Annotated in this window: 17 protein-coding genes; 10 read left to right on the forward strand and 7 right to left on the reverse strand. The window is 40.2% G+C overall.

All coding sequences use genetic code 11. From position 1 onward, the window contains the following. Positions 1-15: 15 nt before the first annotated feature. The 5 genes from sov (at position 16) to I5349_RS08600 (ending at position 9,625) form a co-directional block, all read left to right on the forward strand. Positions 16-7,122 carry a T9SS outer membrane translocon Sov/SprA gene (sov, locus tag I5349_RS08580; RefSeq protein ID WP_438865896.1) on the forward strand — a complete coding sequence of 2,369 codons (7,107 nt, stop codon included), beginning with the start codon at positions 16-18 and terminating at the stop codon, positions 7,120-7,122. A gap of 126 nt (positions 7,123-7,248) precedes the next feature. Beyond that, a complete protein-coding gene (gene gcvH / locus I5349_RS08585) occupies positions 7,249-7,629 on the forward strand; it encodes a glycine cleavage system protein GcvH (RefSeq protein WP_226390348.1) in 381 nt (126 codons plus the stop codon). Positions 7,630-7,638: 9 nt separating this feature from the next. Further along, positions 7,639-8,004: a VanZ family protein gene (locus tag I5349_RS08590; RefSeq protein WP_226390349.1), complete on the forward strand. Its 366-nt coding sequence runs from the start codon at positions 7,639-7,641 to the stop codon at positions 8,002-8,004. A 98-nt stretch (positions 8,005-8,102) separates the two neighbouring features. Next, positions 8,103-8,777, forward strand: a complete 675-nt coding sequence (locus I5349_RS08595) for an energy transducer TonB (RefSeq protein ID WP_226390350.1) — start codon at positions 8,103-8,105, stop codon at positions 8,775-8,777. Positions 8,778-8,953: 176 nt separating this feature from the next. Further along, on the forward strand, positions 8,954-9,625 hold the full coding sequence (locus I5349_RS08600) for an energy transducer TonB (protein ID WP_226390351.1): 672 nt from the start codon (positions 8,954-8,956) through the stop codon (positions 9,623-9,625). A gap of 44 nt (positions 9,626-9,669) precedes the next feature. Here I5349_RS08600 and I5349_RS08605 read toward each other — a convergent pair whose 3' ends face one another. The 3 genes from I5349_RS08605 to I5349_RS08615 all read right to left on the reverse strand — a co-directional run bounded on the left by I5349_RS08605 (position 9,670) and on the right by I5349_RS08615 (position 15,096). Beyond that, a complete protein-coding gene (locus tag I5349_RS08605; protein WP_226390352.1) occupies positions 9,670-10,548 on the reverse strand; it encodes a YicC/YloC family endoribonuclease in 879 nt (292 codons plus the stop codon). A gap of 76 nt (positions 10,549-10,624) precedes the next feature. Beyond that, positions 10,625-13,939: a biopolymer transporter Tol gene (locus I5349_RS08610; protein WP_226390353.1), complete on the reverse strand. Its 3,315-nt coding sequence runs from the start codon at positions 13,937-13,939 to the stop codon at positions 10,625-10,627. 110 nt (positions 13,940-14,049) lie between these two features. Beyond that, positions 14,050-15,096 (reverse strand): NAD(P)/FAD-dependent oxidoreductase, encoded by a 1,047-nt coding sequence (locus I5349_RS08615; protein ID WP_226390354.1) that lies wholly within the window; start codon positions 15,094-15,096, stop codon positions 14,050-14,052. A gap of 71 nt (positions 15,097-15,167) precedes the next feature. Here I5349_RS08615 and I5349_RS08620 point away from each other — a divergent pair, with 71 nt between their 5' ends. From I5349_RS08620 to I5349_RS08640, 5 genes are read left to right on the forward strand one after another with little or no spacing between them, the layout of a single operon-like run. Next, positions 15,168-15,809 (forward strand): MBL fold metallo-hydrolase, encoded by a 642-nt coding sequence (locus tag I5349_RS08620; RefSeq protein WP_226390355.1) that lies wholly within the window; start codon positions 15,168-15,170, stop codon positions 15,807-15,809. Positions 15,810-15,813: 4 nt separating this feature from the next. Next, the gene (pssA, locus tag I5349_RS08625; protein ID WP_226390356.1) at positions 15,814-16,515 is read left to right on the forward strand and encodes a CDP-diacylglycerol--serine O-phosphatidyltransferase; all 702 of its coding nucleotides are present in this window, start codon (positions 15,814-15,816) and stop codon (positions 16,513-16,515) included. After that, positions 16,512-19,820, forward strand: coding sequence for a type IX secretion system sortase PorU (porU, locus tag I5349_RS08630; RefSeq protein ID WP_226390357.1), 3,309 nt, complete (start codon positions 16,512-16,514; stop codon positions 19,818-19,820). Before pssA ends, porU begins: the two co-directional genes overlap by 4 nt. A 6-nt stretch (positions 19,821-19,826) precedes the next feature. Beyond that, positions 19,827-21,056 (forward strand): type IX secretion system outer membrane channel protein PorV, encoded by a 1,230-nt coding sequence (gene porV / locus I5349_RS08635; protein ID WP_226390358.1) that lies wholly within the window; start codon positions 19,827-19,829, stop codon positions 21,054-21,056. Position 21,057: 1 nt separating this feature from the next. Further along, entirely contained in the window at positions 21,058-22,323 is a 1,266-nt protein-coding gene (locus I5349_RS08640) for a M16 family metallopeptidase (protein WP_226390359.1), read from the forward strand. On the opposite strand, the gene I5349_RS08645 is transcribed toward I5349_RS08640, so the two are convergent. The 4 genes from I5349_RS08645 to I5349_RS08660 are packed head-to-tail and all read right to left on the reverse strand — an operon-like array spanning position 22,320 to position 25,800. After that, positions 22,320-23,264, reverse strand: coding sequence for a glycosyltransferase (locus I5349_RS08645; protein ID WP_226390360.1), 945 nt, complete (start codon positions 23,262-23,264; stop codon positions 22,320-22,322). The two genes, I5349_RS08640 and I5349_RS08645, sit on opposite strands and share 4 nt — an antisense overlap. Further along, positions 23,254-24,474, reverse strand: a complete 1,221-nt coding sequence (locus I5349_RS08650) for an oligosaccharide flippase family protein (protein WP_226390361.1) — start codon at positions 24,472-24,474, stop codon at positions 23,254-23,256. Before I5349_RS08650 ends, I5349_RS08645 begins: the two co-directional genes overlap by 11 nt. Beyond that, a complete protein-coding gene (locus tag I5349_RS08655) occupies positions 24,471-25,394 on the reverse strand; it encodes a GNAT family N-acetyltransferase (RefSeq protein ID WP_226390362.1) in 924 nt (307 codons plus the stop codon). The genes I5349_RS08650 and I5349_RS08655 overlap by 4 nt, the downstream gene beginning before the upstream one ends. Further along, positions 25,387-25,800, reverse strand: coding sequence for a sugar 3,4-ketoisomerase (locus tag I5349_RS08660; RefSeq protein ID WP_226390363.1), 414 nt, complete (start codon positions 25,798-25,800; stop codon positions 25,387-25,389). Before I5349_RS08660 ends, I5349_RS08655 begins: the two co-directional genes overlap by 8 nt. Positions 25,801-25,837: the final 37 nt, after the last annotated feature.

A 25,837-nucleotide genomic window follows, 5' to 3' on the forward strand; every position in this document is an offset into this window, starting at 1 on the left:
CACGGGCTCTTGACCATGCCAGCAAAAATAAGCCGACAGTTTATCTGTTCAGTTTTTTGCTTGACAGTAGCTTGGATACTGTCTATGGGAAATCTCATGGCTAGCCCTCTCCAACAAGTTCAAGGCACTCCTCAAACCACTCAAATAGATACCCTAGCTCTAAGAAGAACCATTAATAGCCTCTTACTATGGCCTAGCTTACCCAATCCGATGCGCTTGGGTAATCCATTTTTAGGGCAAAGGTTGAACTCACCTTTTCTTTTCAAAGACCCTAATGATGTCACGGTACAGACCAAACTAGACACCAGTCTTACCTATACTGTTACTGAGAGATTGGGAGATTTTAACTATCGACCACCCTCGACTATTGGCTTTCAGCAATATGCTGCGCAGCGGGAAAGAGAAATGACACGCAACTATTGGCGTGAAAAATCTAGAGGTCAAGATGGTGAAAGCGCAGTATCCAGTCGAAGTTTGATTCCTCCTATCGAGGTGAGCGAAGTCTTTGATAAGATATTTGGTGGTAGTACGATTGAGATCGTGCCTACTGGCTTTGTCAATTTGGACTTTGGTGGACGATTTCAAAGGATAGACAATCCTGCACTCCCAATTCGCCAACAAAGAAATGGGGGATTTGACTTCAATCAGCTCATCAATATGTCTGTGACAGGTACGCTAGGTGAAAAGATGAAAGTGGGCGCCAACTTTGACTCTAATAATTCTTTTGACTTTGAAAATCAGCTCAAAGTAGAGTACACTGGTTTTGAGCAAGACATCATCAAGAGTATAGAAATCGGTAATGTCAGCATGCCAATACAAAATAGCCTCATCCCAGGTGCTCAAAATCTCTTTGGCTTGAAGACCCAACTACAGTTTGGTAGACTGTATGTCACCGCCTTAGCTTCTACTCAAAGAGGTATTCGAGAAAGCATAGAAATCAATGGTGGAGGTAGCCAAGGACAACCTTTTGAGATCAGAGCGTCTGACTATGATGATAATAGGCACTTTTTCTTAGGACACTTTTTTAGACAAAATTACGAAAACTGGCTGAGGGGTCTACCTCAAGTACTTTCGGGAGTGAATATCACTCGTGTAGAAGTCTATATCATGAACCGTGCGAATAATACGGAAACACTCAGAAACTTTGTCGCATTCACTGATCTAGGGGAAGGACAAGTATTGCAAAGCCCCACAAACCCTAACATAGCTCCTGCTCAGGGCAATGTAGCTAATGGAAATAATGCCAATCAACTTTTTGCGGCACTTAATGCAAATCCCAGCATCAGAAACTTTGACCAAGCCAGCAGCATCTTACAAGGTACCTTTGACCTACAGCGAGGCCAAGATTTCGAGCAGATCAATGGTGCCAGAAGACTTGCAGAAACGGAGTTTGTGGTGCATAAAGAGCTTGGCTACATCACACTGACAAGAAGACTCCAAAATGATGAAGTCCTAGCTGTTTCCTATGAGTATACTTACAATGGTCAAAGTTTCAAAGTAGGTGAACTCACAGAAGACTACCAAAACAGGCCTGAAAGTGAAGTACTATTTCTCAAAATGCTCAGGCCTGCGAGGATAGATACTCGAATCCCTACTTGGGAACTGATGATGAAAAATATCTATACGCTCAATGCTTCTCAAATCCAGCGTGAGGGCTTTCAGTTGAGTGTGATTTACAGAGATGATCGTACAGGACTAGACAATCCTAGCTTATTGGAAGGGGCAAACACCAAAGATGTTCCACTGATCAGACTTTTGAACCTTGATAGGCTCAACCAAAACAATGACCCTCAGCCAGATGGCAACTTTGACTATATACAAAATATCACAGTAGATGAAGCTAGAGGATTGATCATCTTCCCTACCCTAGAGCCATTTGGCAATACTTTGAGGCAAAGGTTTGATCCTGGAGAGATCCAGTTTATCAATAAATATGTCTATGATACGCTATATCGTACTACCAAAGCAGACGCAGAACTGGTGTCTAGGCTCAATAAATATTTCATCAAAGGTCAAGTACAATCAGGCGCGAGTAGTGAAATCATCCTTCCCGGACTGAATATCTCTCCTGGTTCGGTGATCGTCACTGCTGGTAATATTCCTTTGACAGAAGGGGTGGACTTTACGGTAGATTATAATATAGGAAGGGTCATCATCATCAACGATGCCATCCTTAGCTCTGGCAAAAGTATCCGAGTGAGTTTTGAAAAAGCGGATCTTTTCAACCTTCAAACGAGAAGTCTCCTTGGGACACGCTTTGACTACATGGTAGATGATAATCTAAACCTTGGGGGTACATTTTTATACCTCAATGAGAGACCACTCATCAGCCGAGTCAATGTGGGCAGTGAACCATTGAGAAATTCCATCTGGGGACTAGATGTCAATTACAACAAAGAGTCTCGCTTCCTCACCAAAATGGTTGATTTTCTGCCATTTGTACAAACCAAAGAGCCTTCTAGCATACAGTTTAGCGGGGAATTTGCACACTTGATGGCAGGAACATCTAATAGAGTCAACGGAGAATCTACTTTTTACATTGATGATTTTGAAGCCGCTGCTACGCCATTTAATCTAGGGCAAGGACCCCAACAATGGAAGCTAGGTGCCACCCCAGAGACAGATGATGATCGCTTTGACATGGCTGCTCAAGCAGGAACTATTCTGGGCAATTCATATAAAAGAGCGCGACTTGCTTGGTATAGTATAGATAATGTCTTCTATGTGAGAGGAAGAAGACCCAATAATATCGAAGATGAAGATGTACAAAATCATTATGTAAGGCAGGTTTTACCGCAAGAAATCTTTAAACTAAGAGATCGAGAGCAGTTTCAAGTCAATGAACCTATCTTCGACCTTGCCTACTACCCTTCTGAGCGAGGCATGTACAACTATAATGTAGGGTTAGACAATAGTGGATTTCTTCCAAACCCAAGATCAAACTATGGCGCAATCACTAGAGCGATCTTGACAGAAGTCGACTTTGATCGAAATAATATTGAGTATGTGGAGTTTTGGATGATGGATCCTTTTATCCAAGGTCCAAATGGTCGTGTGCTCGATGGTATCAATAATGAAAATAATCAAACAGGTGGTAAGCTCATCATTAATCTAGGAGATATCTCTGAGGATGTCATGAAGGATAGCCGTCATGCATTTGAAAATGGACTTCCTGCGGACTATGATGAAGCACTCACCCTACTCAATGAATGGGGTAGAGTCACGAGACAACAGTTTCTCACACCAGCATTTGATACAGATCCAGCCTCAAGACAAAACCAAGATGTAGGACTTGATGGATTGAAAAGTGAAGATGAAGCAGCCTATTTTGAAGACTTCATCAATCAGCTCAATGTATCTCCTCAGGCGTTAAATGCTATCTTGGAAGATCCCTCTGCAGATGACTTTAAATACTACCTAAGTGCCGAATACGATGCTGATAACATTAAGATCCTTCAGCGATACAAGTACTTCAACGGCATGGAGAATAATAGCCCTGTACTGACTAATTCAAACTTGAACTTCACTCCTTCTGGTAGCAATAATCCAGACAATGAGGACTTGAATAACGATAATACCATCAATGAACTCGAGCAATACTATGAATATGAAATTGATCTGAGACCTGGTCAGCTAGCTATAGGCAATAAATACATCGTAGACCAAGTCACCAATACGATCAATGGTGATGAAGTAAGATGGTATCTTTTTAGAATTCCTGTTAGGATTCCTGATCGCGTACAAGGCAATATCCAAGGATTTAAATCAATCCGATTTATCAGAACCTACTTGACTGATTTTGAGCAACCTGTGGTGTTGAGAATGGCGAAATTTCAAATGGTCGGTAGCCAATGGAGAAGATTTAATGAGCCGCTTTTCGAACGAGGCTTCTTTGAAATACCAGAAAACTCAAATGCATCAGTCATTGTATCCGTAGTCAATGTAGAGGAAAATAGTGAAGGAAGTGCTGGAAGAAGCCCATATGTACTCCCTCCAGGCATAGAGCGTGATAGAGACAATACGACAACTGTACAGAGAAGACTCAATGAGCAATCACTTCAAATCTGTATTGATGACCTAGAACCAAGAAACTCTCAAGCAGTCTTCAAAAATGTCAATTTTGATCTAGTACAGTATGAACGCCTCAAAATGTTCATCCATGCAGATAGTGAGACAACACAAAGTGGTGAAGTGAGTGCCTTTTTGAGACTAGGAACAGACTTCACCGATAACTACTATGAGATCGAAGTTCCCCTAACTATCACACCTGAAGGGACTAGAGATCCTCGACAAATATGGCCTTTAGAAAATGAAATAGACATTTCCTTTGAAGACATCGTCTCTGTAAAAGCTGAAAGAAATCAGAACATGGTTTCCCAAAACCTACCTTACAGTAAAATGATCGGTAGATATAAAGTCACTATCGTGGGTAGACCTGAGCTGAGTTTTATCCAAGCACTACTCCTCGGAGTTAAAAACCCTGGAAATGACGGACTCAACAAATCAGTTTGTATCTGGGCAAACGAACTTAGAGTGACTGGTATCAATAACTCAAGTGGCTGGGCAGCCAATGCGCGTACCAACATCAAATTGGCTGATCTAGGAACGATCAGTAGTTCGATCCGCTACAATTCCTTTGGCTTTGGAGCCATCGAGAGTCGTATATCAGATTTATCGAGAGAGAGTACCACACAGTATGATGTAGCCGCTAATATCAATGCTGAAAAAGTGCTTCCTGAAAGTTTTGGGTTGAAAATCCCAATGTTTGTCAGTTATGAGCGTGCGGTGACAAGGCCACAGTTTGACCCACTCGATCCAGATGTTCCTTTTGAAATAGCCTTGAGAACGCGACCTACCTCAGGAGACCGAGAGGCTTACAGGAGTCTCGTACTTGATCAGATGACTGCTAGGAATATCAGTTTCAATAATGTGCGCAAAGTCAAAACCAGAGAAGGTGCCAAAAATCATATTTATGACATTGAAAACTTTGCATTTAGCTATGCGCAAAGCTCTATTCGCCAGAGCAATATCAATACTGAGTCATACATCTTCAATACTTATCGTGGTGGAGTAGCTTACAACTATCAGCCAGAAGAGCGATTTATCACTCCATTTAAAAATTGGAATTTCTTAGACCTTCCTTTCCTCTCTTTGATCAAAGAGTTTAATATCAATTTTATTCCAGATCAAATCTCAGCAAGAGGAGATCTCGATAGGCGATTTATGAGGACTCAATACAGAAATGACAATCTAGAAACTGATGGTGTAGAACCACTCTTTCAAAAGGCATTTACTTTTAACCGCTCCTATGGTTTTAACCTCAATTTGACCAAAAGTCTGGACCTGAACTATAACGCCCGAAACTTTGCCATCATAGACGAGCCAGAAGGTGATCTCGATACTGAAGCTAAACAGGACTCTGTCAGAAATAACTTGAGGAACTTTGGTCGAACGACCAACTATCGACATGAACTTGTAGCCAATTATACCTTGCCTTTTGACAAAGTAGCCGCCCTAGACTGGGTCACTGGTAGCGTCAGATACAATGCGACCTATGACTGGAGAACTGGTGCTATCGGACAGAGAGATACTCTGGGCAATGTGCTACAGAACACCAGAGAGCAGACGCTCAGTGGTAAGGTAGATCTTGTAAAGCTGTATAATAAAAGTAAGCGTCTCAATGCGATCAATTCCCCTAGACGTCCAAGTACAGTCCGGACATCTGGTTTTAGAGGTGCTGCACCAGAAACCCCTCCTACTAATCCCGCAGTAGATAAAGCACTACGCTTTTTGATGATGCTGAGAGAGGCTAACTTTACTTATACCATTACTGAAGGGACTTTCTTACCTGGATATATGGGAAATACTTTCCTTTTTGGTATGGATAGAGGCTTCCTCAATCCAGGGCTTGGATTTATCCTAGGAAGTCAGGATCCTAATATTCGTTTTGATATAGCTGAGAAAGACTTACTAGCACCAAGTGGATTTTTGACCAGTCCTTTTGCGCAAAATCAAATCAAGAACTTACAGATGAGTGCCTTGGTCGAGCCTGTGAGAGATTTGAAGATCACACTCACTGCCAAGCGTAGAGAAGTGGGCGATTTCAGAGAGATATTCAGGATAGAAAATGGTGAGGCAGTCTCACTCAACCCAAGCAGAGTAGGTAGCTATAGCTTGTCGTTTAATCTCCTCGGAACAGCATTCACAGGCGCTCGTGGGGATAATTCATCTCCACTTTTTGAGCAGTTTGTAGCTAATCGAGATCTTATCAGAACGAGGCTTAATCAAAGTAATGCTGGAGGTGAATACAATTTAAACAGTCAAGATGTACTGATCCCGGCTTTCCTAGCTGCATATCGCGGACAAGATGCTGTCAGTAGCGGATTGAGTCCATTCCCAGCTATCCCACTTCCTAACTGGCGACTTGATTACAGAGGTTTGGCAAGGTTACCAATTTTCAGCGAATACTTTACTTCTATCAACTTATCTCATAGCTACACTTCTACTTTTGATATTGCTAATTATGCTAACTCACTTTCTTATTTTGACAATCTAGAGCTTAGAAATAGCATCTTAGACTACCCTACAGCAGGGGTGACCAATGACGAGGGAGTCTTTTTACCAGTCTATATCGTCAATCAAGTATTACTCACAGAGCGATTTGGTCCGTTTTTGAGGATAGATGTACAAACCAAAAGCAGGATCACTTTCCAGATAGAGTACAACCGTGAGCGAAATGTTTCCCTCAACTTATCCAATGCACAAGTCACAGAGCTGATTGGACAAGACATAAGAGTGGATTTTGGATTTACGCAAGCGGGTATACCAATACCATTTAGAATACAAGGAAGAACAGAAACGCTCAAAAATGACTTGACGATCCGCATCGCAGGTCGACTAGGAGACACCCGTACCCTTCAGCAAAAAATCGGTGAACCTGCTACAGTCACCAATGGTAACTATAACTTCAACCTTAGACCAACAATCAGCTACATCGTCAATCAAAACCTCAACGTGCAGTTTTACTTTGAACGTACAGTCAATGATCCAAGGATATCTACCAGTTTCAAGCGAGCTACCACTACCTTTGGTGGACAAGTGAGATTCAACTTATCTGAGTAACCAGTTGACTTTTAGGGGCTTTAATACGATATATTATCCAAAGTCTTACCATTAATTTATTTTGTGGACTAAAAATTTCTACATTGGCCAAAAGCATGTATTTTTGATCAAAATAAAACGTTTAACATGAATTTTCCAGCAGAGCTTAAGTACACTAAAGACCACGAGTGGATTCGCGTAGAAGGCGATATCGCTACCGTTGGCATCACTGATTTCGCACAGCGTGAGCTAGGCGATATCGTATATGTAGAAATCGAAACAGCCGGTGATACCATAGATGCACATGAGGTATTTGGTACAGTAGAAGCTGTCAAAACAGTTTCTGACCTATTCATGCCTATATCAGGTGAAGTGATCGAGTTCAATGAAGATCTAGAATCTGAGCCTGAATTGGTCAATGATGATCCTTATGGCAAAGGCTGGATGATCAAGATCAAAATAGCTGATGCTTCTCAAGTTGCTGATCTACTCGATGTAGCAGCATACAAGGAGCTCATAGGAGACTAAGCATAGGCTGTGTTTCTCCGATATAACCTCTTCGGTTTGCTATGGCTGATCGCTATCCTAGTACTCACTCAGATGCCTGGAAGCGAAACACCTCGTACCTCTCTCTTTGAAGGTTTTGACAAAATAATACATGGATCTATTTTCGCGGTCTTTGTGTTATTGATGGTAGTTGGCTTTATCAAACAAAGAAAGTATATCAAGTTGAGAACTAAAGCCAAATCTATTGCGTTAACTATTGGTATAGTTATTGGAGTTATCTTAGAGATTGTCCAAAGTGCTGTACCAGATAGATCCTTCGAATGGCTAGACATGCTAGCCAATGTAGGAGGTAGTTTGACAGGTATCCTATTATTTTATTGGATATATAGGGTTTAAAATAATCATGCTTGACATGAACAATAAAATTAGTTATCATTGTTTTTCCTTAATGGAAAGATATGGTAGAAATAACCAAAATTAACCGCTTATAAACCATGGAAGCAAAAAAGACACCCCAAGCTGACCTAACCCGTAAGACAGGATTATTCCTGAATATCGGATTGGCTATCAGTTTGTTTATTACGCTCATGGCCTTTGAGTACAAATCTTACGATGATGGTGAGTTAATGGACTTAGGGACAGTGAACGATGAGTTTGAAGAACTATTAGAAATCCCATTAACGGAGCAACCACCTCCCCCACCACCAGAGATTCAACAGCCTGAGGTGAAAGAGGTAGAAGATGAGATCGAGATCGAAGAAGAAATCGAAATTAACTTTGACGTAGACGTTAAAGAAGATACTAAAGTAGCCGAAATCATAGTCGCAGAAGGTCCTGCAGAAGAAAAAACAGACGAAATCTTTGAATTCGTTGAAACTTCTCCGGAGCCAGCTGGTGGTATGGAAGGTTGGATGAAATACCTCAGTAAAGAGACTAAATATCCTACCCAAGCTAGAAGAATGGGTATCGAAGGTACAGTATATGTGGCTTTCGTTATCGAGACTGATGGATCTATCACTGATGTACAAGTGATCAGAGGTATAGAAGGTGGATGTAATGAGGAAGCGATCAGAGTAGTAGAAAACGCTCCAAAGTGGACTCCTGGTAAGCAAAGAGGACGTCCCGTGAGAGTTAGAATGAGACTACCTATCCGATTCAAATTAGGTTAATCCATTATAGTTATATTGAAGCCCAATCGATGAGATTGGGCTTTTTTTGTTCACTTTACTCAACTTTTTTTAGCTTCAATTAATTTTTTAGTTGACATATTTTGAATTGACTAAAATATTAGTTAATATTCATACGGCTTGCAAGTCTTTCTTTTATTCATTTAAACAAGAAGTATATGGAAACTAAAAAATCCCCCCAAGTGGATGTTCATAGACATCGCACACTCTTCAGGCATATCGGACTGATGCTTACTTTGGCTATCGTACTGATGGCATTCGAGTACAAATCCCCTATGAGTAATGCTTACATTAGCTTGGATGACTTGAGCGATCAGTTTGATCCATTGTTGGAGATTCCGATCACGGCATTTCCTCCACCCCCACCACCAAAAGTGGAGCAACCTATTATCAAAGAAAAGCTAGATGACATAGAAATACCGCCAATAGATGTCATCTTAGATACCAATATACCAGAAGTAATCTCTTCACCGCAGATTATATTATTAGACTCAATCACTCCTGAAAAGACAGAAGAGATATTCACATTTGTCGAAGAATCTCCCTCCCCTGCTGGAGGCTATGAAGGCTGGGTCAAATACCTGCAAAAGTCTGTCAAATACCCAAATCAAGCTAAAAAGATGGGGATTAGCGGAATCGTCTATGTCTCGTTCATCGTGGATAAAGACGGGAGTATCTCAGATGTATCTGTGACAAGAAGTATAGGAGGCGGCTGCGATGAAGAAGCCATGAGAGTTTTGAAAAATGCACCAAAGTGGAATCCTGGTAAGCAAAGAGGCAACCCTGTAAAGGTAAGGATGTCACTTCCCATCAAGTTTGTTCTGCAATAAATGAAAGAGGCTGCTAAATGCAGCCTCTTTATTAAATTTATCTCTTAGAGAACATTCAGACTTTGTTCCTTAATCTTTTCTAGCTCATCTTTCATCGCTACTACATAGCGCTGCAAGCTCGCATCATTTGCTTTAGAGCCAATGGTATTGATCTCTCTGCCTATTTCCTGAGAGATGAATCCTAGCTTTTTGCCTTGAGACTCATGAGCATCTAGTGTCTTTTGAAAATAATCCAAGTGAGTAGAAAGCCTTACGATCTCTTCATTGATATCTAGCTTCTCTAAATAATAAATCAACTCTTGCTCAAATCTATTCTCATCAAATCCGTTTTCAGCAATCAATTCTGCAAAGTTATTTTTGATACGATGCTTGATCTTAGCGGCTCTATCTCCTTCTACTTTTGTGATCTCATGTAGATTCAAAGCGATATTATCGATATACTCTCCAAGTTTGCCTTGTAGCACATTCCCTTCATCTTCTCTAAACTGATTACAGTTTTGTGCAGCAGTTCGGATTACCTCTTTTACTTTATCCCAGTCATAACTAGTCTCGCCTGTTTCCCCTACATAAGTGGACACATTAGGAGACTGCAATGCCAATTTGAAGAGATCCGTATCAGACGCTCCTACCTTATCTGCCATGCCTTTATACTTGAAATAGTATGCCTCAAATAGCTCTTCGTTGATACTTACTGGAATATCTGCTTTACCTTTTTGGATATAGTCTAGCGATACACTCACTTTACCACGCTCAAGGATATCAGCTATCAGATTTCTAACTTCTAACTCTTTGTCTGAAAATAGCTTAGGAAGCTTCAGGCTAAGATCCATGAATTTAGAGTTGAGGGACTTCACCTCCACTTGAATAAGCACTTCATCTGATTCGAATACGGAAACTCCATATCCTGTCATTGATTTGATCATGAGAATTTATTTAATGCTTTTAAACAAATAAAGGCTCTCAAAAGCCTTTATCTTAAGCTATGAAAATGCTGTTTTCTTAAAAATTATAACCCAAAGTTAAGTAAAATCTAGGTTCTTCTACTTGATAATTTCTCACTGGCCAAGCCACATCCATTTTCATATAATAACCTAATAGCACTGTTCTCAGTCCACCTCCATAGCTTTGCAGCCATGGATTGTTGAAGTTATTGATTATTCCTTGGAATGGAGAACCTGGGTTTTTAATCACCTCTGTATTGAGATTATTTTCTTCCTCAAATGGAGATCTATTAGTCCAAGCAGAACCTATATCGTAAAATCCTACAAGCTCGAAGTTCCTAACGAAATTTGAAGCAATGGAACCTCTCTCAAAATACCTAAACACTGGTATTCTCAACTCGGTGCTGAACGTCAAAACATTACTCCCCCTGAGTTCATTGTAATCATATCCTCTCAAGTCTTCAAACTCAACAAATAAGATATTACTTGCATCCTTTTGAGTCACATTGGCTAGAGGGCTATCACTCTCGATAGGCTCTTGTCTGAAGTCATTGAATAACCAGTTATTCATCCCACCTAGAAGATAGTTTTGTGGATTTGCCCCAAAAAACCTACCGTATTTCAACCTAGAAGCTAATACGATTTCTCTATGGATCTTTTGATAATTTCTTAAATCAACTGAGATATTTCTAAAACCTTTATCACTGCCACTCAAACTGCCATAGTGATTGTAACTGATTTTTCCTTTGAATCCTTGTTGCGCATAAAGCCCAGTCACCACAGTATTGTCATATACGAAAGCAGTGGAAGCACCTGCATAGTTGACACGTGCTTCACTCGCTGGTTCATTTGGAGGGCGATTAGGTGTCAGCAGACTAGGGTCTAAGTCATAAAACTGTGTCTGTGCAAAGAATGGGCTCACCGTAAATCTCGCATTCACAGAGATCGGATAGGAAACACCAAAGTTCACCTCACTCAATATATACCGCTGCTGCGCAAACTCTGTAGCTCTAAATATAGACTTACGATCAAATCTGGCTTCAAAATCAACTCTGTACTTAAGATACTTATACTCTGCAAATATGTCACTTCCACTCCTAAAGTCTAGTATGGCCATCGCTCCAGCTCTGAATCTATGATTTTCTAATAGATCTGTAAGCTGCGTCTCTAACTGCAAACCGAAACCTCTCAAGGGATCTATTGTCCAGCCTGTGACGACATTATCTGTAAAAAACCTAGTCTGATATGGAAGAGGACCTACCGTTGTTTTACGGGTTTGAAGTTTGCGGAGATTGTCTAAGAGTGAAGGTCCAGCTTGGCGTTCTTGCTGTGTCACCGTAGAGTCAAAGGTATAATTAGTGAAATCGATACCTTTTGGCTTATCAAAGGTGTATGATCTTACGTCTAAAGCTTTGGTGAGATCTCCTGACTGTTTGGTTGTATCACTAGCACTTTGTCTTCCGATCAGATCACCTTGGGAGAGATTTATCCCAACTGTAGAGTCAGGCTGAGCAGCCCTTCTTCTCGCATTAGCGATGGATTCTTCCTGCTGTTGTTTTCTAAAGTCTTGAATCCTTTTGGTGATGAACTTTGATTGGATAGCATCTTGACGAGCAGTCTGCTGTGTGAAAACCTCAGAGAGGCCATCTAGTGACTCAACGTATATTTTTTGACGATCTTCATCTAGTAGTATGAGGGCTAGTTTATTTTCCTTGACATTGATATCGTAAGCCTGAATGTTGTTAGAGAAATTACTGTACTGTACAAAAATCGTATCAGCTACATTGTGCCTAAACAAATTGATGATTCCCTTTTGATCAGATAGATAATAAAACGAACTACTATTGTCTATCACTTTTGGATCAAAGTTGATTCCCATGATATTAGTGATTTTTGACAATACCTGAGTAGTCGTATCTAGATCAAAATGATAGATATTGAAGTCCTCAGGCATCTCTAACATCTTAGGAACTGTCCTAGCAAATAAGGAATCTGAATTCCTGTTTGAAGAAAAGATCACCCCATTGTCTCCATAAAACTGCGGAGTGATATTATCAAAAATATCATTAGTTAGTCTACGTGTATTGCCTCTCAGTGTATTGAGTACGTAGATATCCGATCGGCCATCTATCTCTGCACTGAGTACGGCAAGTCTACCATTTTTTGAAAACTCCATCTGATTGACTTGGTTGATTCTAGTCAACGGGATATTGAGTTTACCTCTACCTGATACCGGTATGAGGCTAATGGTTGCTTGTCCCTTCTCATGATGTGCTACGCCTATGGTCAGGTTATCTTTCCAATCGATGATTGGCTGAGAAAAATCAGGCGTTTGGTAGATAGCTTTGTAGCCACCTTTGAAGACCACCTTTTCATTATTATTTTCTAGATCACGGATGATGACTTCATACTTTCCTTCTTGATTGACACTATAGGCTAGTTTTTTTCCATCCGGACTAATTTTCACTTCTTTGACGAAGTATTTTGCTTTTGGATTTTTAAAAATCTCACTTTCTTCATCTGGTTGAATGTAGTTATCAGCGATGATTGCCTGCTGATTGGTATAAAACCCTTGCCACTCGACCATGAATTTTCTGAAGCTGATTCCTAGAGTCTTTGACACACTATTTTCTTCATTTCGGATGATTCGAGAGAGATTCAGGACGTTGGAGATATTTCTTCTTCCATATTTTTCTACGATATAGTTCCAAAGAGATTGGCCTATGAGCTCAGCTCTTTTACCTTGTAGATTGGTCAGTTTGATGTTCTTTTCGGTCGTCACATACTCTCTGACATAGTCATCCATCTCTACACTCCAGCCACTAGCGATATATCTCGCAGCCCCATCTATGAACCAGTCTGGAAATGAATTGATCAAAGAGGACTGAAACATATCTGCTATGCTTCCCCCAAAAAGCATGTCAGTGATGTAAGATTTTGACAACTGAAATACGAGCTCTCGCTTGTAGCTATACCAATCTCCTGTAAAAGGGACTTCCACTAGGAGTTTAGAGAATTCTGTCTTTCCTCCGATCGTGTAGTTATTTCGCTCTATGCCAACATTACTTTGAAGTAGGTCTGCCCTTGAGTTATAAATGAAAATTTTAGTCTTGGTATAGGGAGCATATCCTATCAAATTGGTCAGTCGATCGAATTCATCTTCTAAATATGCGATAGTCTCTCGGGCTGTTGCTTGCCCTCCTTGTGTGTAGTGTACTTCAAAGTTATTGGACTCATAATATGCCCAATCAAACTCTCTATATTGTATTCTATTTTTACCAAAAGGCTCATTAAAAACTTGCGCTTTGGCTCCAGAGAAAAAGCCAAGCCCAAAAAAAGCCAATAAAAATAGTCCTTTATAACACTTATTCATTTCACAATCAATTTATTAAGACCATCAGAGACTATTGATTCACTTTTGCTATTCAGAGAAAAATTAACGTAAATCAGCAACTAATGGACGAAACTTTCGCATTAATATAATTATAAATATCGTGTAATGTTTAACTGCGGATCTATTTTATGACCATCTAGAATTTGACCTAGCAATTGCTTCACACAATAAGGCGCTAGTGACACTCCCTTAGCCCCGAGCCCGTTTACAATGGCGACCTGTGTAAAGCTAGGATGAACTCCGACAAATGGCCTTCTGTCCTTTGTGGCAGGTCTCACACCTGCGACATGAGCTAAGATTTCCTTAGGACTGATATGGATTAAGGTGGCCAGTTTTTCTAAAATTTCATCTTTTCCTTGGGCCGAAATTCCTCCATAGATATCTTTAAAAGAATAGGTTGATCCTACCCTATATGTCCTCGCTTTTGTAGGCACCATGAATACTCCTCTATTGATGATCTGCTCTGAATCCAACGCTATCTGAGTAGTCAATATTTCTCCTTTGACAGGATGAAAAGGTAAGAAATTAAAATACTTACTCTCAGATGCGGCTAGCCCATTACAATAAACGATGAATCTAGCTTGCACATCTGCGTATGTCAATCCTTCATCAGTCAGTATTAATTTGGATTCATCAAACTGCTCTCTTCTATGCGAGATATATGGAAGCTGCGCTTCTCTGAATGCATCCAACATCTGAGCAACAGCCAAGTATCCTGAATGATTGAGTAATATGCCACCATATGGGTCATTTACTTTTTGATCATATTGAGGTGTGGTAAAAATCTCCAAAACGTAATCGGCAAAAAGATCTGTAGCACTTTTTCCCATCCATTCGTTTTGCTCTTCTATGGATAAAAATGGCCTATAAATCCTTTTTTTAAATAAAAACTTAGCTGAAGTAGCCTCCTCCAAACCTTCATAAAAAGGCTCAATCAATGGAAATAAAGCATCGCAATACCAAGTCTTGACCATCTTTCGACCTGTGATGGGATTGTACAAACCTGCAGCAACCCTAGAACTGCTGTGGTGCTTTTGATCATCTATGATGAGTACAGATTTCCCTCTTTGGGAGAGTTCAAATGCTAGCGCAGTGCCTGCTATTCCTTGACCTATGAGTAAAAAGTCTACTTCCATGACACGAAATAAAGCAGTTAATTTATAAATTTGACCACATTGCTTAAATAATTTCCAAAGACACATTGCTCATGATTCATATCAAAACATTCACGTTTAACCCTTTTCAAGAAAACACCTATTTGCTATATGATGACACTAAAGAAGCCGTATTGATAGATCCTGGGTGCTATGAGAAATATGAAAGAGAGGAGCTTTCCTCATTTGTGGCTAAGGAAGGATTAAAGCTTAAATTTTTACTCAATACGCATTGTCATATAGACCATGTACTAGGAAATCAATGGGCTAAAAACACCTTCCAAATTCCACTAATCATGCATGAAGCAGACTTGCCAGTCCTAGCATCCATCCCTAGTTATGCCAGCAACTACGGTTTCCAACAGTATGAAGCAAGTCAGCCTGATCGATTTGTGGATGAAGGGGATGTAATCTCCTTTGGCGAGAGCAGATTATCGATCCGTTTTGTGCCAGGGCATGCACCTGGACATATCGTTTTTATTTCAGAAGCAGATGGGTTTTGCATAGCTGGAGACACGCTATTCAGTGGAAGTATCGGCAGAACCGATCTCCCTGGAGGTGATCATGAGACACTTTTGAGCGCTATTCAAGAAAAGTTATATACCTTAGCTGATGACATGGTCGTCTACCCTGGGCATGGACCTAGTACTACCATAGGTAAAGAAAAATCTACTAACCCATTCGTAAGAGGATAAGCCTGTGAAAATCATCAAACATATCCCTAATTTCTTGACTTGCTGTAACCTATTCAGCGGATTTATGGGGATCATCTTTGTAGCGAACTATGACCTAGTAGGTGCTGCAGTGATGATCTGGGTTGCAGCAGGATTTGATTTCTTAGACGGTTTTGCGGCCAGACTGCTCAATGCCCAAAGTCCCATTGGAAAGGACCTAGATTCTCTTGCAGATGCTGTGACTTTTGGTGTATTGCCAGCATTTATCATGTTTACTTTGTTAGATAAGGTAGCCCTTTATGATCATGTGGCACTTGTAGCTGGTCTGATCGCAGTTGCTTCTGTGGTGAGATTGGCCAAATTCAATCATGACGAAAGGCAGTCAGATAGATTTATTGGACTCCCTACACCTGCTAATGCGCTTTTGATCAGTGGTTTACCCTTTCTGATGGAACAATCCACTTGGTGGAGAAGTTATCTCGAAAGACCTGATGTCTTGGTTTTCCTAATTTTGAGCTTGTCATATTTATTATTGGCACAGCTCCCTCTGATAGCTTTGAAGTTCAAATCCTTTGCACTGAAGCCAAATATCTTTAGATACTTATTGATAGTATTGAGTATCGGGCTTGGAGTGATTGGCGGAGTAGCGGCATTACCTGCTATCATACTCTTGTATCTCGTCCTTTCGATGATCGAAAATATAGTTTCCAAAAATAAGGCTGTGTGAGACTTCTTTTGTATTTGGTCTTTTGTCTCTATGCGATTCAAAGTACAGCGCAGTCGGCTTCTGTTTTTACGAGCGGTGACTGGATAGCAGTGGAAATCAGTGAAGACGGCATCTATAAGATCACCGCAGCACAACTAAGATCACTCGGCTTCAATCCAAATACTATCCGAACTGATGAGGTTGCTCTTTTTGCAGGCAATTCAAAAATGCTTCCCCAATCACTGGCTCAAGCTTTTGACTCAGATCCTCACCCAATCAGTTTTGAACTATCTGCTACGAGCAATGGCTTTTTAAGTAATGATGGAGCCATAATTTTCTATGCGGAAGGCCCTCATCAGCTCATATATCAAGAAGAAGTTGTCAGATATGAGCATCATTTATATAGTGATACAAATTATTATTTTCTCCGATTAAATGCTGGACCAGGTGTGCGTCCTCTACGCAATACAAGTATCTCTGGTAGCTTTGATGAGGTCAATCAAGTGACTGAAACGCTCGTTTATAAAGAAGATACTCATAATATCCTAAACTCTGGTCGTGTCTGGTACAGTGACCGTTTTGAGCAAAATCTGAATAAAAATCTCAACTTTGATCTTAGAGGTTTAGTGTCCTCTGACCCTGTGAATATCCAGCTTGAACTGATGAGTCAATCTACTGCTACTAGCAATTTTTCGCTTTCAGCAGCAGGTTCTAATGTTGCCACTGTATCTATGAATCCTATCAGTGCAGGCATCTACAGCAAAAGGGGATTTGAAAGGTCATTCAGCGTGGATATCACAGCTAACTCCCCTACTTTGAATCTTCAGCTCACTTATGACAAACAGGGACAAAGCAATGCTGTTGGATATCTCAAATCTATCCTCGTCAGCTATCAGAAAAAGTTAACTCTAGGCAATATACCTTTTATATTTGATCCGAGAAACCATAACATGGATCTTAAAACCTATATATTTGATCAAAATTTAGCTGATCAAATTATATGGGATTTGAGTGACAGGACATTCGTAAAAACCATACAAACAAGCGATAATCAATTTACCTCTGGTGCGAAAGGGCCTTTTGCAGTTTTCAAAATAGATCAGGTCCCTCAAGTCAGTCAACTGACACGAATAGCCAATCAAAACTTACTCAACCCAAGCACTGTCGATATGTTGATCATATCACCTGCAAGTCTGCTCGGTGTAGCGGAAGCCTATGCACAGTATCGCAGTGAGAAAAATAACATACAAGTTTTAACCGTTTCTTCTGAGGATATCTATAGACAGTTTTCATCAGGCAAGCAAGATCCTACAGCACTTAGAAACTTCATCAAGTACGTCAAAGAACAGTCAAATGACCAATTGAAATATGTTTTATTCATAGGAAAGGCCACCTTCGACTACAAAAATAAGTTGGGACTAAACAACCACCTTTTGGCTAGCTACCAATCTAGAGATCACCTCAATCCACTATTGACCTACAGCTCAGATGACTACTTCGGCTTCATGGATAGTGACGAAGGCGACTGGCCTGAAGAAAATCCCATAAATCATAGTTTGGATATGGCCATTGGTCGGATCCCCGCAAGAAATAGACAGGAAGCGCGTGATTACCTGAATAAAATCATCCACTATGAACAGCAATTTGGCAAATGGAGGCAAAAGGTAGTTTTCATAGCAGATGATGCAGATAATAACCTACATCTAAATGACGCAGAAAAACTCAGTCAACATGTAGATACAGTAGCTACGGGCTATCGGATAGACAAACTATATCTTGACAGCTTTGAGCAAATCCAATCTCCTACTGGCCAAAGATCGCCTAATGCAAGCAATGCGCTGCAAAGAACCATAGATGAAGGCGCTTTGCTGATCAACTATACGGGGCATGGAAATGAAACTACCTTAATGGCTGAGCAGATATTTACAAACTCTGACCTTAACAATTGGAAAAATATCGATCGTTTGCCTGTCTTTATCACTGCAACTTGCGAGTTTGGCAGACATGATAGCCCATTTATCCGATCAGGAGCGGAAGAGATGCTATTCAAGCCAGACGGTGGTGCTATTGCGATGCTTACTACTAGTCGTCCTGTATTTTCAAGTACCAACTTCCAATTGAATGAAGCTTTTATCACACAAGCGTTCAGGGCAGATGCGACTCAAGATCAAACTTTAGGAGAGATTTTTCAGATTACAAAAAATGAAAGCCAAAATGGCGTTTTGAATAGAAACTTTATCCTATTGGGCGATCCAGCCATGCTGCTATTTAGGGCTAATCCTCAGATCACGCTCACTGCTCAAGATCAGGTTTCAGATACGCTCCGAGCAAATCAGCATGTCTCTTGGTCAGGTGCTATCACACAAAACAGTAATCTTGTGAGAGACTTTGACGGAGCGTTTGAATACGAGTTGATAGACAAGCTAACCAGATTCCAGACCTTAGGGGATGAAAGTAGTTCTACACAATACGCGCTAAGAGACAAAATCATCGCTAGAGGATCTGGAGAAATCCGAAATGGGGAGTTTAGTATCTCAGAACTTATCGGTGAAGCGATAGACTACAGTATCGGAGAAGGCAGGCTCAGAGTCTATGCTTTTGATGAACAAAAAGAGGTGGTTAGTGGTCTGAATGATTTCAAAATAGGTGGTAGCCTCTCTTCAATAAGCGATCAAACTCCTCCAGAAATAAGGATGTATATCAATGATACTACAAAACAAATTAGAAGCATTGCCAGCAGACGAGCACTGCTCATCGCCAATCTTGTCGATCTTAGTGGTATCAACTTGAGTGATGCGATCATAGGCAGAAGTCCCATACTGACTATAAATGGTGACCGAACTATCGCACTCAACAGTGAAATAAAAAGTTTAGGAGGAGATTTCACGAAAAATATTCTCATGATCGAAATTGATAGCTTGAAAGAGGGTAATAATACACTAGAAATTAGTGCTTGGGATAGGGCTGGAAACAGGGCCACAGCTAACTTAGAAGTGGTCGTAAATGGTAGTAATCGAATAAAAATATTAACCTTAAACAACTATCCAAACCCTGCTAATGCAGAAACAACATTTAGTTTTAGTCATAACCGACCAAATCAAAACCTTCAAATACAATTTACGGTTTATGACTTGTATGGAAAAAAAATATTGAATTACACGACAGCGATAAATAGAGCTTCGGAAAAAATTGATATTTTGACTTGGAATATTTTTCAAAATAAGGTTAATATTCCCACAAAAGGAATTTATATTTACGTACTTGAGGTGATAGATAGAGAAGACGGTTCTTCGGATAGTAGTACAGGAAAACTCCTCATAGATTAATTAAGCATGAAAATAAAGCATTACACCTTAAAATCTCTAGTAGTACTAGTAGCAAGTAGCCTTCCAGGCGTATTGATGGCACAAAATTCGGCTGTCATCGCTGGTCAAGATACTACTAATAGAGTCATTACTACCGCAGTCCCGTTTTTAACTTTTTCACCAGATTCTAGACATGCAGGTATGGGGGACGCTGGAGTAGCTACCAGTCCAGATGCTAACTCTGCTCATTGGAACCCCGCCAAATTTGCCTTCATCGAGGATGATTATGGATTTGCACTTTCATACACTCCTTGGCTAGGTCGTTTCTTTAATGACATGTCGATCTCCTATTTAGCAGGATTTAAGCGCATAGATAATCTATCCACGGTAGCAGCATCTTTGAGATATTTTGACTTAGGAGATATCCAATTGACTGATGGTGGTGGCAATAGCCTTGGGGAATTCAATCCAAGAGAAATCGCCTTAGATGTAACCTATTCGAGGGCTTTATCTGAAGCATTGTCCATTGGTTTGACTGGTCGATTTATACATTCAAATCTATCAGGAAGTATAAGTGCTAGTGGCAATGAAGGTCAGCCTGGGGTAAGTGTTGCTGCGGATTTAGGGATTTACTACAGTAAAGACGTAAGCTTCACTGGAAGGGCTTCTACCCTATCTTGGGGTGCTAGTATCAGCAATATTGGTTCAAAAATCACTTACAATAGTGCCGAGAATAGCGACTTTATCCCTACAAATCTTAGGGTAGGTTCTGCTCTTACTACAAAGCTAGATGCAAGAAATAAGATCACTTTTGCGCTTGATCTCAACAAACTCATGGTGCCTAGTACTCCTATCTATGCAAGAGATGAAGATGGCAATATACGTACAGATGCTGATGGCAATAGAATCGTAGAAAGAGGTAAAAATCCAGATCGTGGCCTACTCAGCGGTATGTTTGGCTCATTTGGAGATGCACCTGATGGCTTTAGCGAGGAAATCCAAGAATTCATGGTAGCTGCAGGTGTTGAATATTGGTACAATGACGTATTCGCAGCTAGAGCTGGTTACTTTTATGAAAATCAGCAAAAAGGTAACAGAAGATACTTCACAATGGGCTTAGGTTTTAGACATAAAAAGTTAGCTTTTGACTTCGCTTATCTAGTGCCTCAAGTACAAAATCATCCGCTAGGAGAAACCCTTCGCCTCACACTTGGCTTCAACTTCTCTAAGATAGCAGCGACAGAAACAGCCGAATAAAATGGTATTAGATAGAACTCAAGCGCCACCTTTTCAACTTCCTGATAAGGTGGCTCTTCAACATATATCCCCTAGATATCTAAAAAATGGCACCCCAGCCTATGTATTGAATCAGGGAGATCAATCCATCATCAAAGTAGAAATCAGCTTCAAATCTGGTGCTTGGTATGAATCAAAGCAAGGAATCGCATTCTTTGTCACCAAAATGCTCACAGAAGGCACTAATAAAAGAACTTCTACGGAGATCAATGATATCTTAGATCATTATGGCGCATATCTAGAGACCATACCAGGCCTAGACAATACTACCGTATCACTCTATGTACTAAATAAGCACCTAGATAAACTCCTTCCGCTATTTGTAGAAATGATCAATGAATCTAACTTCCCTGAAGCTGAGCTCGAGACACTGAAAAGCATCAAAAAGCAAGAAATCAGAATCAATCGGGAGAAAAATAGCATGGAAGCAGGTAAGGTTTTCAGAGAAAAATTCTTTGGAACAGACCATCCTTATGGCCGATTTATCTCAGAAGAGATTGTAGACAGCTATCATCGAGAAGACTTATTAGCATACTTCACTGAAGGCTATAGAGTCTCTCCAGAAGTGTTTTTATGTGGCAAGGTAAGCGAGGAAGACTTTCAATTAATCGATCAATATCTCAGTCAAATAGCAATCAGTGAGCTGAAGACTAGTGTGAATTATGAAAACACCTTCACACCTAGTGCTTACTATCAAGAAAAAGCACAAGCTGTGCAGACTAGTATTCGGGTAGGCCTACCCATTATCAATCGATCGCACTCTGATTACATGGCGCTGTCAGTACTCAATGAGCTATTTGGAGGATACTTTGGTTCACGTCTGATGAAAAATATCCGGGAAGAAAAGGGCTACACCTATGGCATACATAGTTCACTGCTGCATCTTCAGAATGCGAGCTATCTAATCATCGGCACTGATGTGAAGAAAGAGCATGCTCAGGCTACTATCAATGAGATACATGCTGAAATAAAAAAGCTCCAAACAGAATTGGTTCCTTCCCTAGAGTTAGAAACTGCCAAAAATTATATGATTGGCCATTTTCTATCAGAAATCAACACTTCTTTTCACTTGATGGACAAGTTCAAAACTATCCATCACGCTGGATTAGGCTATGATTTTTATGAAGGAATGATCGCTCGTATCAAAGCTGTAAATGCTGATATTTTGCAGGAAACGGCTAAGAAGTATTTGAAAACTGAAGAGCTACTTCAAGTCATGATTGGTTAGTAAAACCATCGATAAATAAATTGCCAAGAAATAGGAAGCCTATTGAGTACTGACCAAAAGTATCGATAGGCTTTTTTTACTCTCATTTTGCTCAGTAATTCTATAAATCCATCCCCTACCTCTTTATTGCCACTGAGAATTGCATGTCTTAACTCATAAGCCACCCTTTCAGCTAGTGCCTGGTGCTCTTCTTTGGATCTATTCAATTGCCAAGCTTTCTCACATACGATCAGTGTTGATTGCAATTGCTCACTATCAGGCTGATACTGTGAAGTAACCATACTGTCAGTATGCAGACGTTTTTGAACTAAAACTTCATCCTGATATTTAAACTGATAATTACGTGCTGCTCTCACCCAGAGGTCAAAGTCCTCATAGTACAGCGTCTCATCGTAGCCCTCCAAATCAATTAGCATAGATTTTCTAAACATCATAGTCGGAGAACAGATAAAGTATCGCTTCAAAACCTCCTGATAGACATTACCATCTGGTACTGGTCGTACAAGTTGACCTTTGTGATCTCTTTTATAAAAATAGCGAACATGGCGTCCTTTTTCATCGATCAATTCCGCATCTGAAAAGAGTAGCCCCACTTGCTCAGAACTATTCAAAAAAACCTCTATGCCTTGCTCCACTCTAGAGGGTAAAAGTACATCATCTCCTGACAAGTCTATAATAAAGCTTCCACTAGCCATCTGAAGGCACTGATTAAAAAGCTTAGTATATCCTAATTTGTGTTCAGGTAAAAGTGTCTTAAAAGTATATGCTTTAGCCAGTTCGTTAATAACTGATCTGCTCTGATCGGTACTCATATCATCTGCTACGATCAATTCTATCTTGGGGTAAGTTTGATCCCAAACAGATCCAATCGCCTCTTTAATATAGGCGGCCTGATTGTAACAAATGCATATGATCGTTACCAGTGGATTGTTATGCGTCATCTTTCAGCCATTTATACCAAAAGATAGTTAAAAACAGCAAAAAAGAAGTAAATCTAAAAGCATGCGCCCAAGCAAAAATCTCTAATCCAAGGAATGAAAGTCCAAAATAGACAATCAAAATATATATAAAAGCAGAAACCACTTGAGCTCCTATATAAATACTCGTTTGAGTACTGGCTAAAAATACATAGGCTAATAAATAACTAGGCACCATCAATATATCTCCGATCAATTGAATTCTCAAAAGCAACGCTTGATCTACATAATCTCTGCTGTAAAAAAGTAACATAGTTTCTTCAGCAAAGACAGCCATTCCAATAGCAATGACCAAAACAGGTATTAGAAGTGTCTTCGATACCCTCTCTAAGTAATTTTTTACAGCTTTTTTGTCCTTAATGATGGCTGCCACGCGTGTATAAAAGACCACCCCGACAATCCCACTTACCAATGCTGCTAACTGAAGTGATATGCGATAGGGTGCTTGCCAAAGCCCCGTCTCAAACTCTCCTAATAGATCAAATGAGTATGTCCTGACTAAAAAATCTAAACCTGTTCCACAAAAAAGCGAAATCAAAGCCATTGACAGAAAAGGAATCAGCGGCTTGAATGAAAACTTGTTAATGCGCATACTGGGTAACTTTGGTCTAAATAGCCAAATCAAAATCCCAGAAAACTGCCCTACCAAAAATCCAAAGGCAATCAAATAAATAGGAAAAGCTAGCCTAGCGAGTCCTGTCACGATCAATAAAGATACAACAGCGGAAAACAACTGCATCAAAGCAAATGACCTGATATTTTGCTGGGCTTGATAGAGTCCTAAGAGTAAAATAAACAGTAGAAATAACCCAAGTAAAATAGAAAAAAACAACCAAAACCAAATGGATAACTCTATATCAAGCCACTCCAAAAACACTCCTCTTCCAAGCCAAAGCACCCCAAGCACTCCTATGTAATAGATCACATACCACCTGATGGTCAATCCAAATATATTTCCTCGCTCTTCCGATGCATTATGTTTTATGAGAGCTCGATTGAGTCCATCAGCTGGCAAAAAGGTGATGATCCCTAAGAGATTTTGAAAATGAACTAAGAGTGAAAAAACCGCTGGGCCTAAAGTTGAGGCGACTACTTTATTGATCCAAAAGCTGACCAAAGCTCTGACAAATACAGCTACGCCAGACCAAGAGATATCCTTGAGAAAACTCGTCATGACCAAGTAGCTTTTAGTACATGCTTCATCGTACGATTAGCCCCAAGGCTGTCCTTAAACTGCAGAAGCCCCTTATTAGGTCCGTCTGACAGATAAGATGTCCCTAAGTCCAAAAATCTAATCCCCTCCTTTCTTGCAAAAGCATGCATACCTTCTACTAGCCTAATAGCAGGACTTATCTCATCATAAAGCGGGTCTGATGCTGGATAAAAATAATAGAGAATGTCTCGATGAGGCCTCACGGCTAAGCAAATGGCAACAGGATCACTATCCAAACAAACTGCAAACAGGTGAAGGTAATTTGGAATTTTCTTCGATATCTTCTCAAATGCAATTAAAGTCATCGAATTTTGATGCCCTCTTAGTGCTCTCCACTTACTGACCATTTGGTAGGCAGTGGCTAATTCTGTATCAGGAAGCATCTTAAATACTAATTCACGCGACTTTTCATATTTACGCTTAGCCGTCTGATGAAGTGATGAGGTAAATCCATTACCTGATGGCAAAAGTTTGAAATAATGATTTGGATGGGATTCTATTTGACATTTAGCCAATGACTCCCATGCTGAAACTGTCTCATCTACCACGTTCTTAAAAAAATCAACTGGTGGCAACTTCCAGTAAAGTCGGTATATTCCTTTGCTAGACCAAAACTGAAGCAAATCAGTATAAAAGGATCTTAAATAGCTTTGAAATGCATTTCCATAGACACTAACCAACTGATAGGGAGCTCGATCTGCTATGATGATTGTATCATTTCTCACCGCATACTGTAAGCTCAACACGATCTGACCATTGACTTGGTAAGCATGTGATTGGATCTCAAGATCATGAAGTTCATAGTAAAGCGCAGTATCGAATACCAAGTCCTGAGCAGGAATACTTGCCTGATCTAATGATATGAGCTGTCCCTTAGACATGCTTGTATTTACGCTGCAAAGCATCAAAAACTGCACGGTCTCGGATATAATCCTTCTCTTGATATAGATCTGAAGCCAGCCCTACTAGTAAGGCGTCATTTTTAAACTTCATCGCACCCCAGCATAGCTTTGGAATGTAAAGCCCCTGTGTCGGATCCGACAAAGTAAAGTCAAAACGCTGTCCTGTCATATCCTCTAGCTGAACTTCAACACTGCCTCTGACACATACGATCACCTGCATCGAAGTGTAGTGCGCATGACCACCTCTAACTACATCATCTGATACTTGTGTGATCCAGTAGACCCTTTGGAGTTCAAAAGGAAGTTTGATGGAGTTTTCTGCAAAGGCTAAAAGTCCCTTTTCTGAATTAGTATGTTTGAAGTTGATGATCTGAGGTATTTCCATAAGGGCTAATTTAATACAAAAGCCTTCTAAAGCACAG

It is taken from the genome of Penaeicola halotolerans (assembly GCF_016464625.1).
Lineage (GTDB): Bacteria > Bacteroidota > Bacteroidia > Cytophagales > Cyclobacteriaceae > Penaeicola > Penaeicola halotolerans.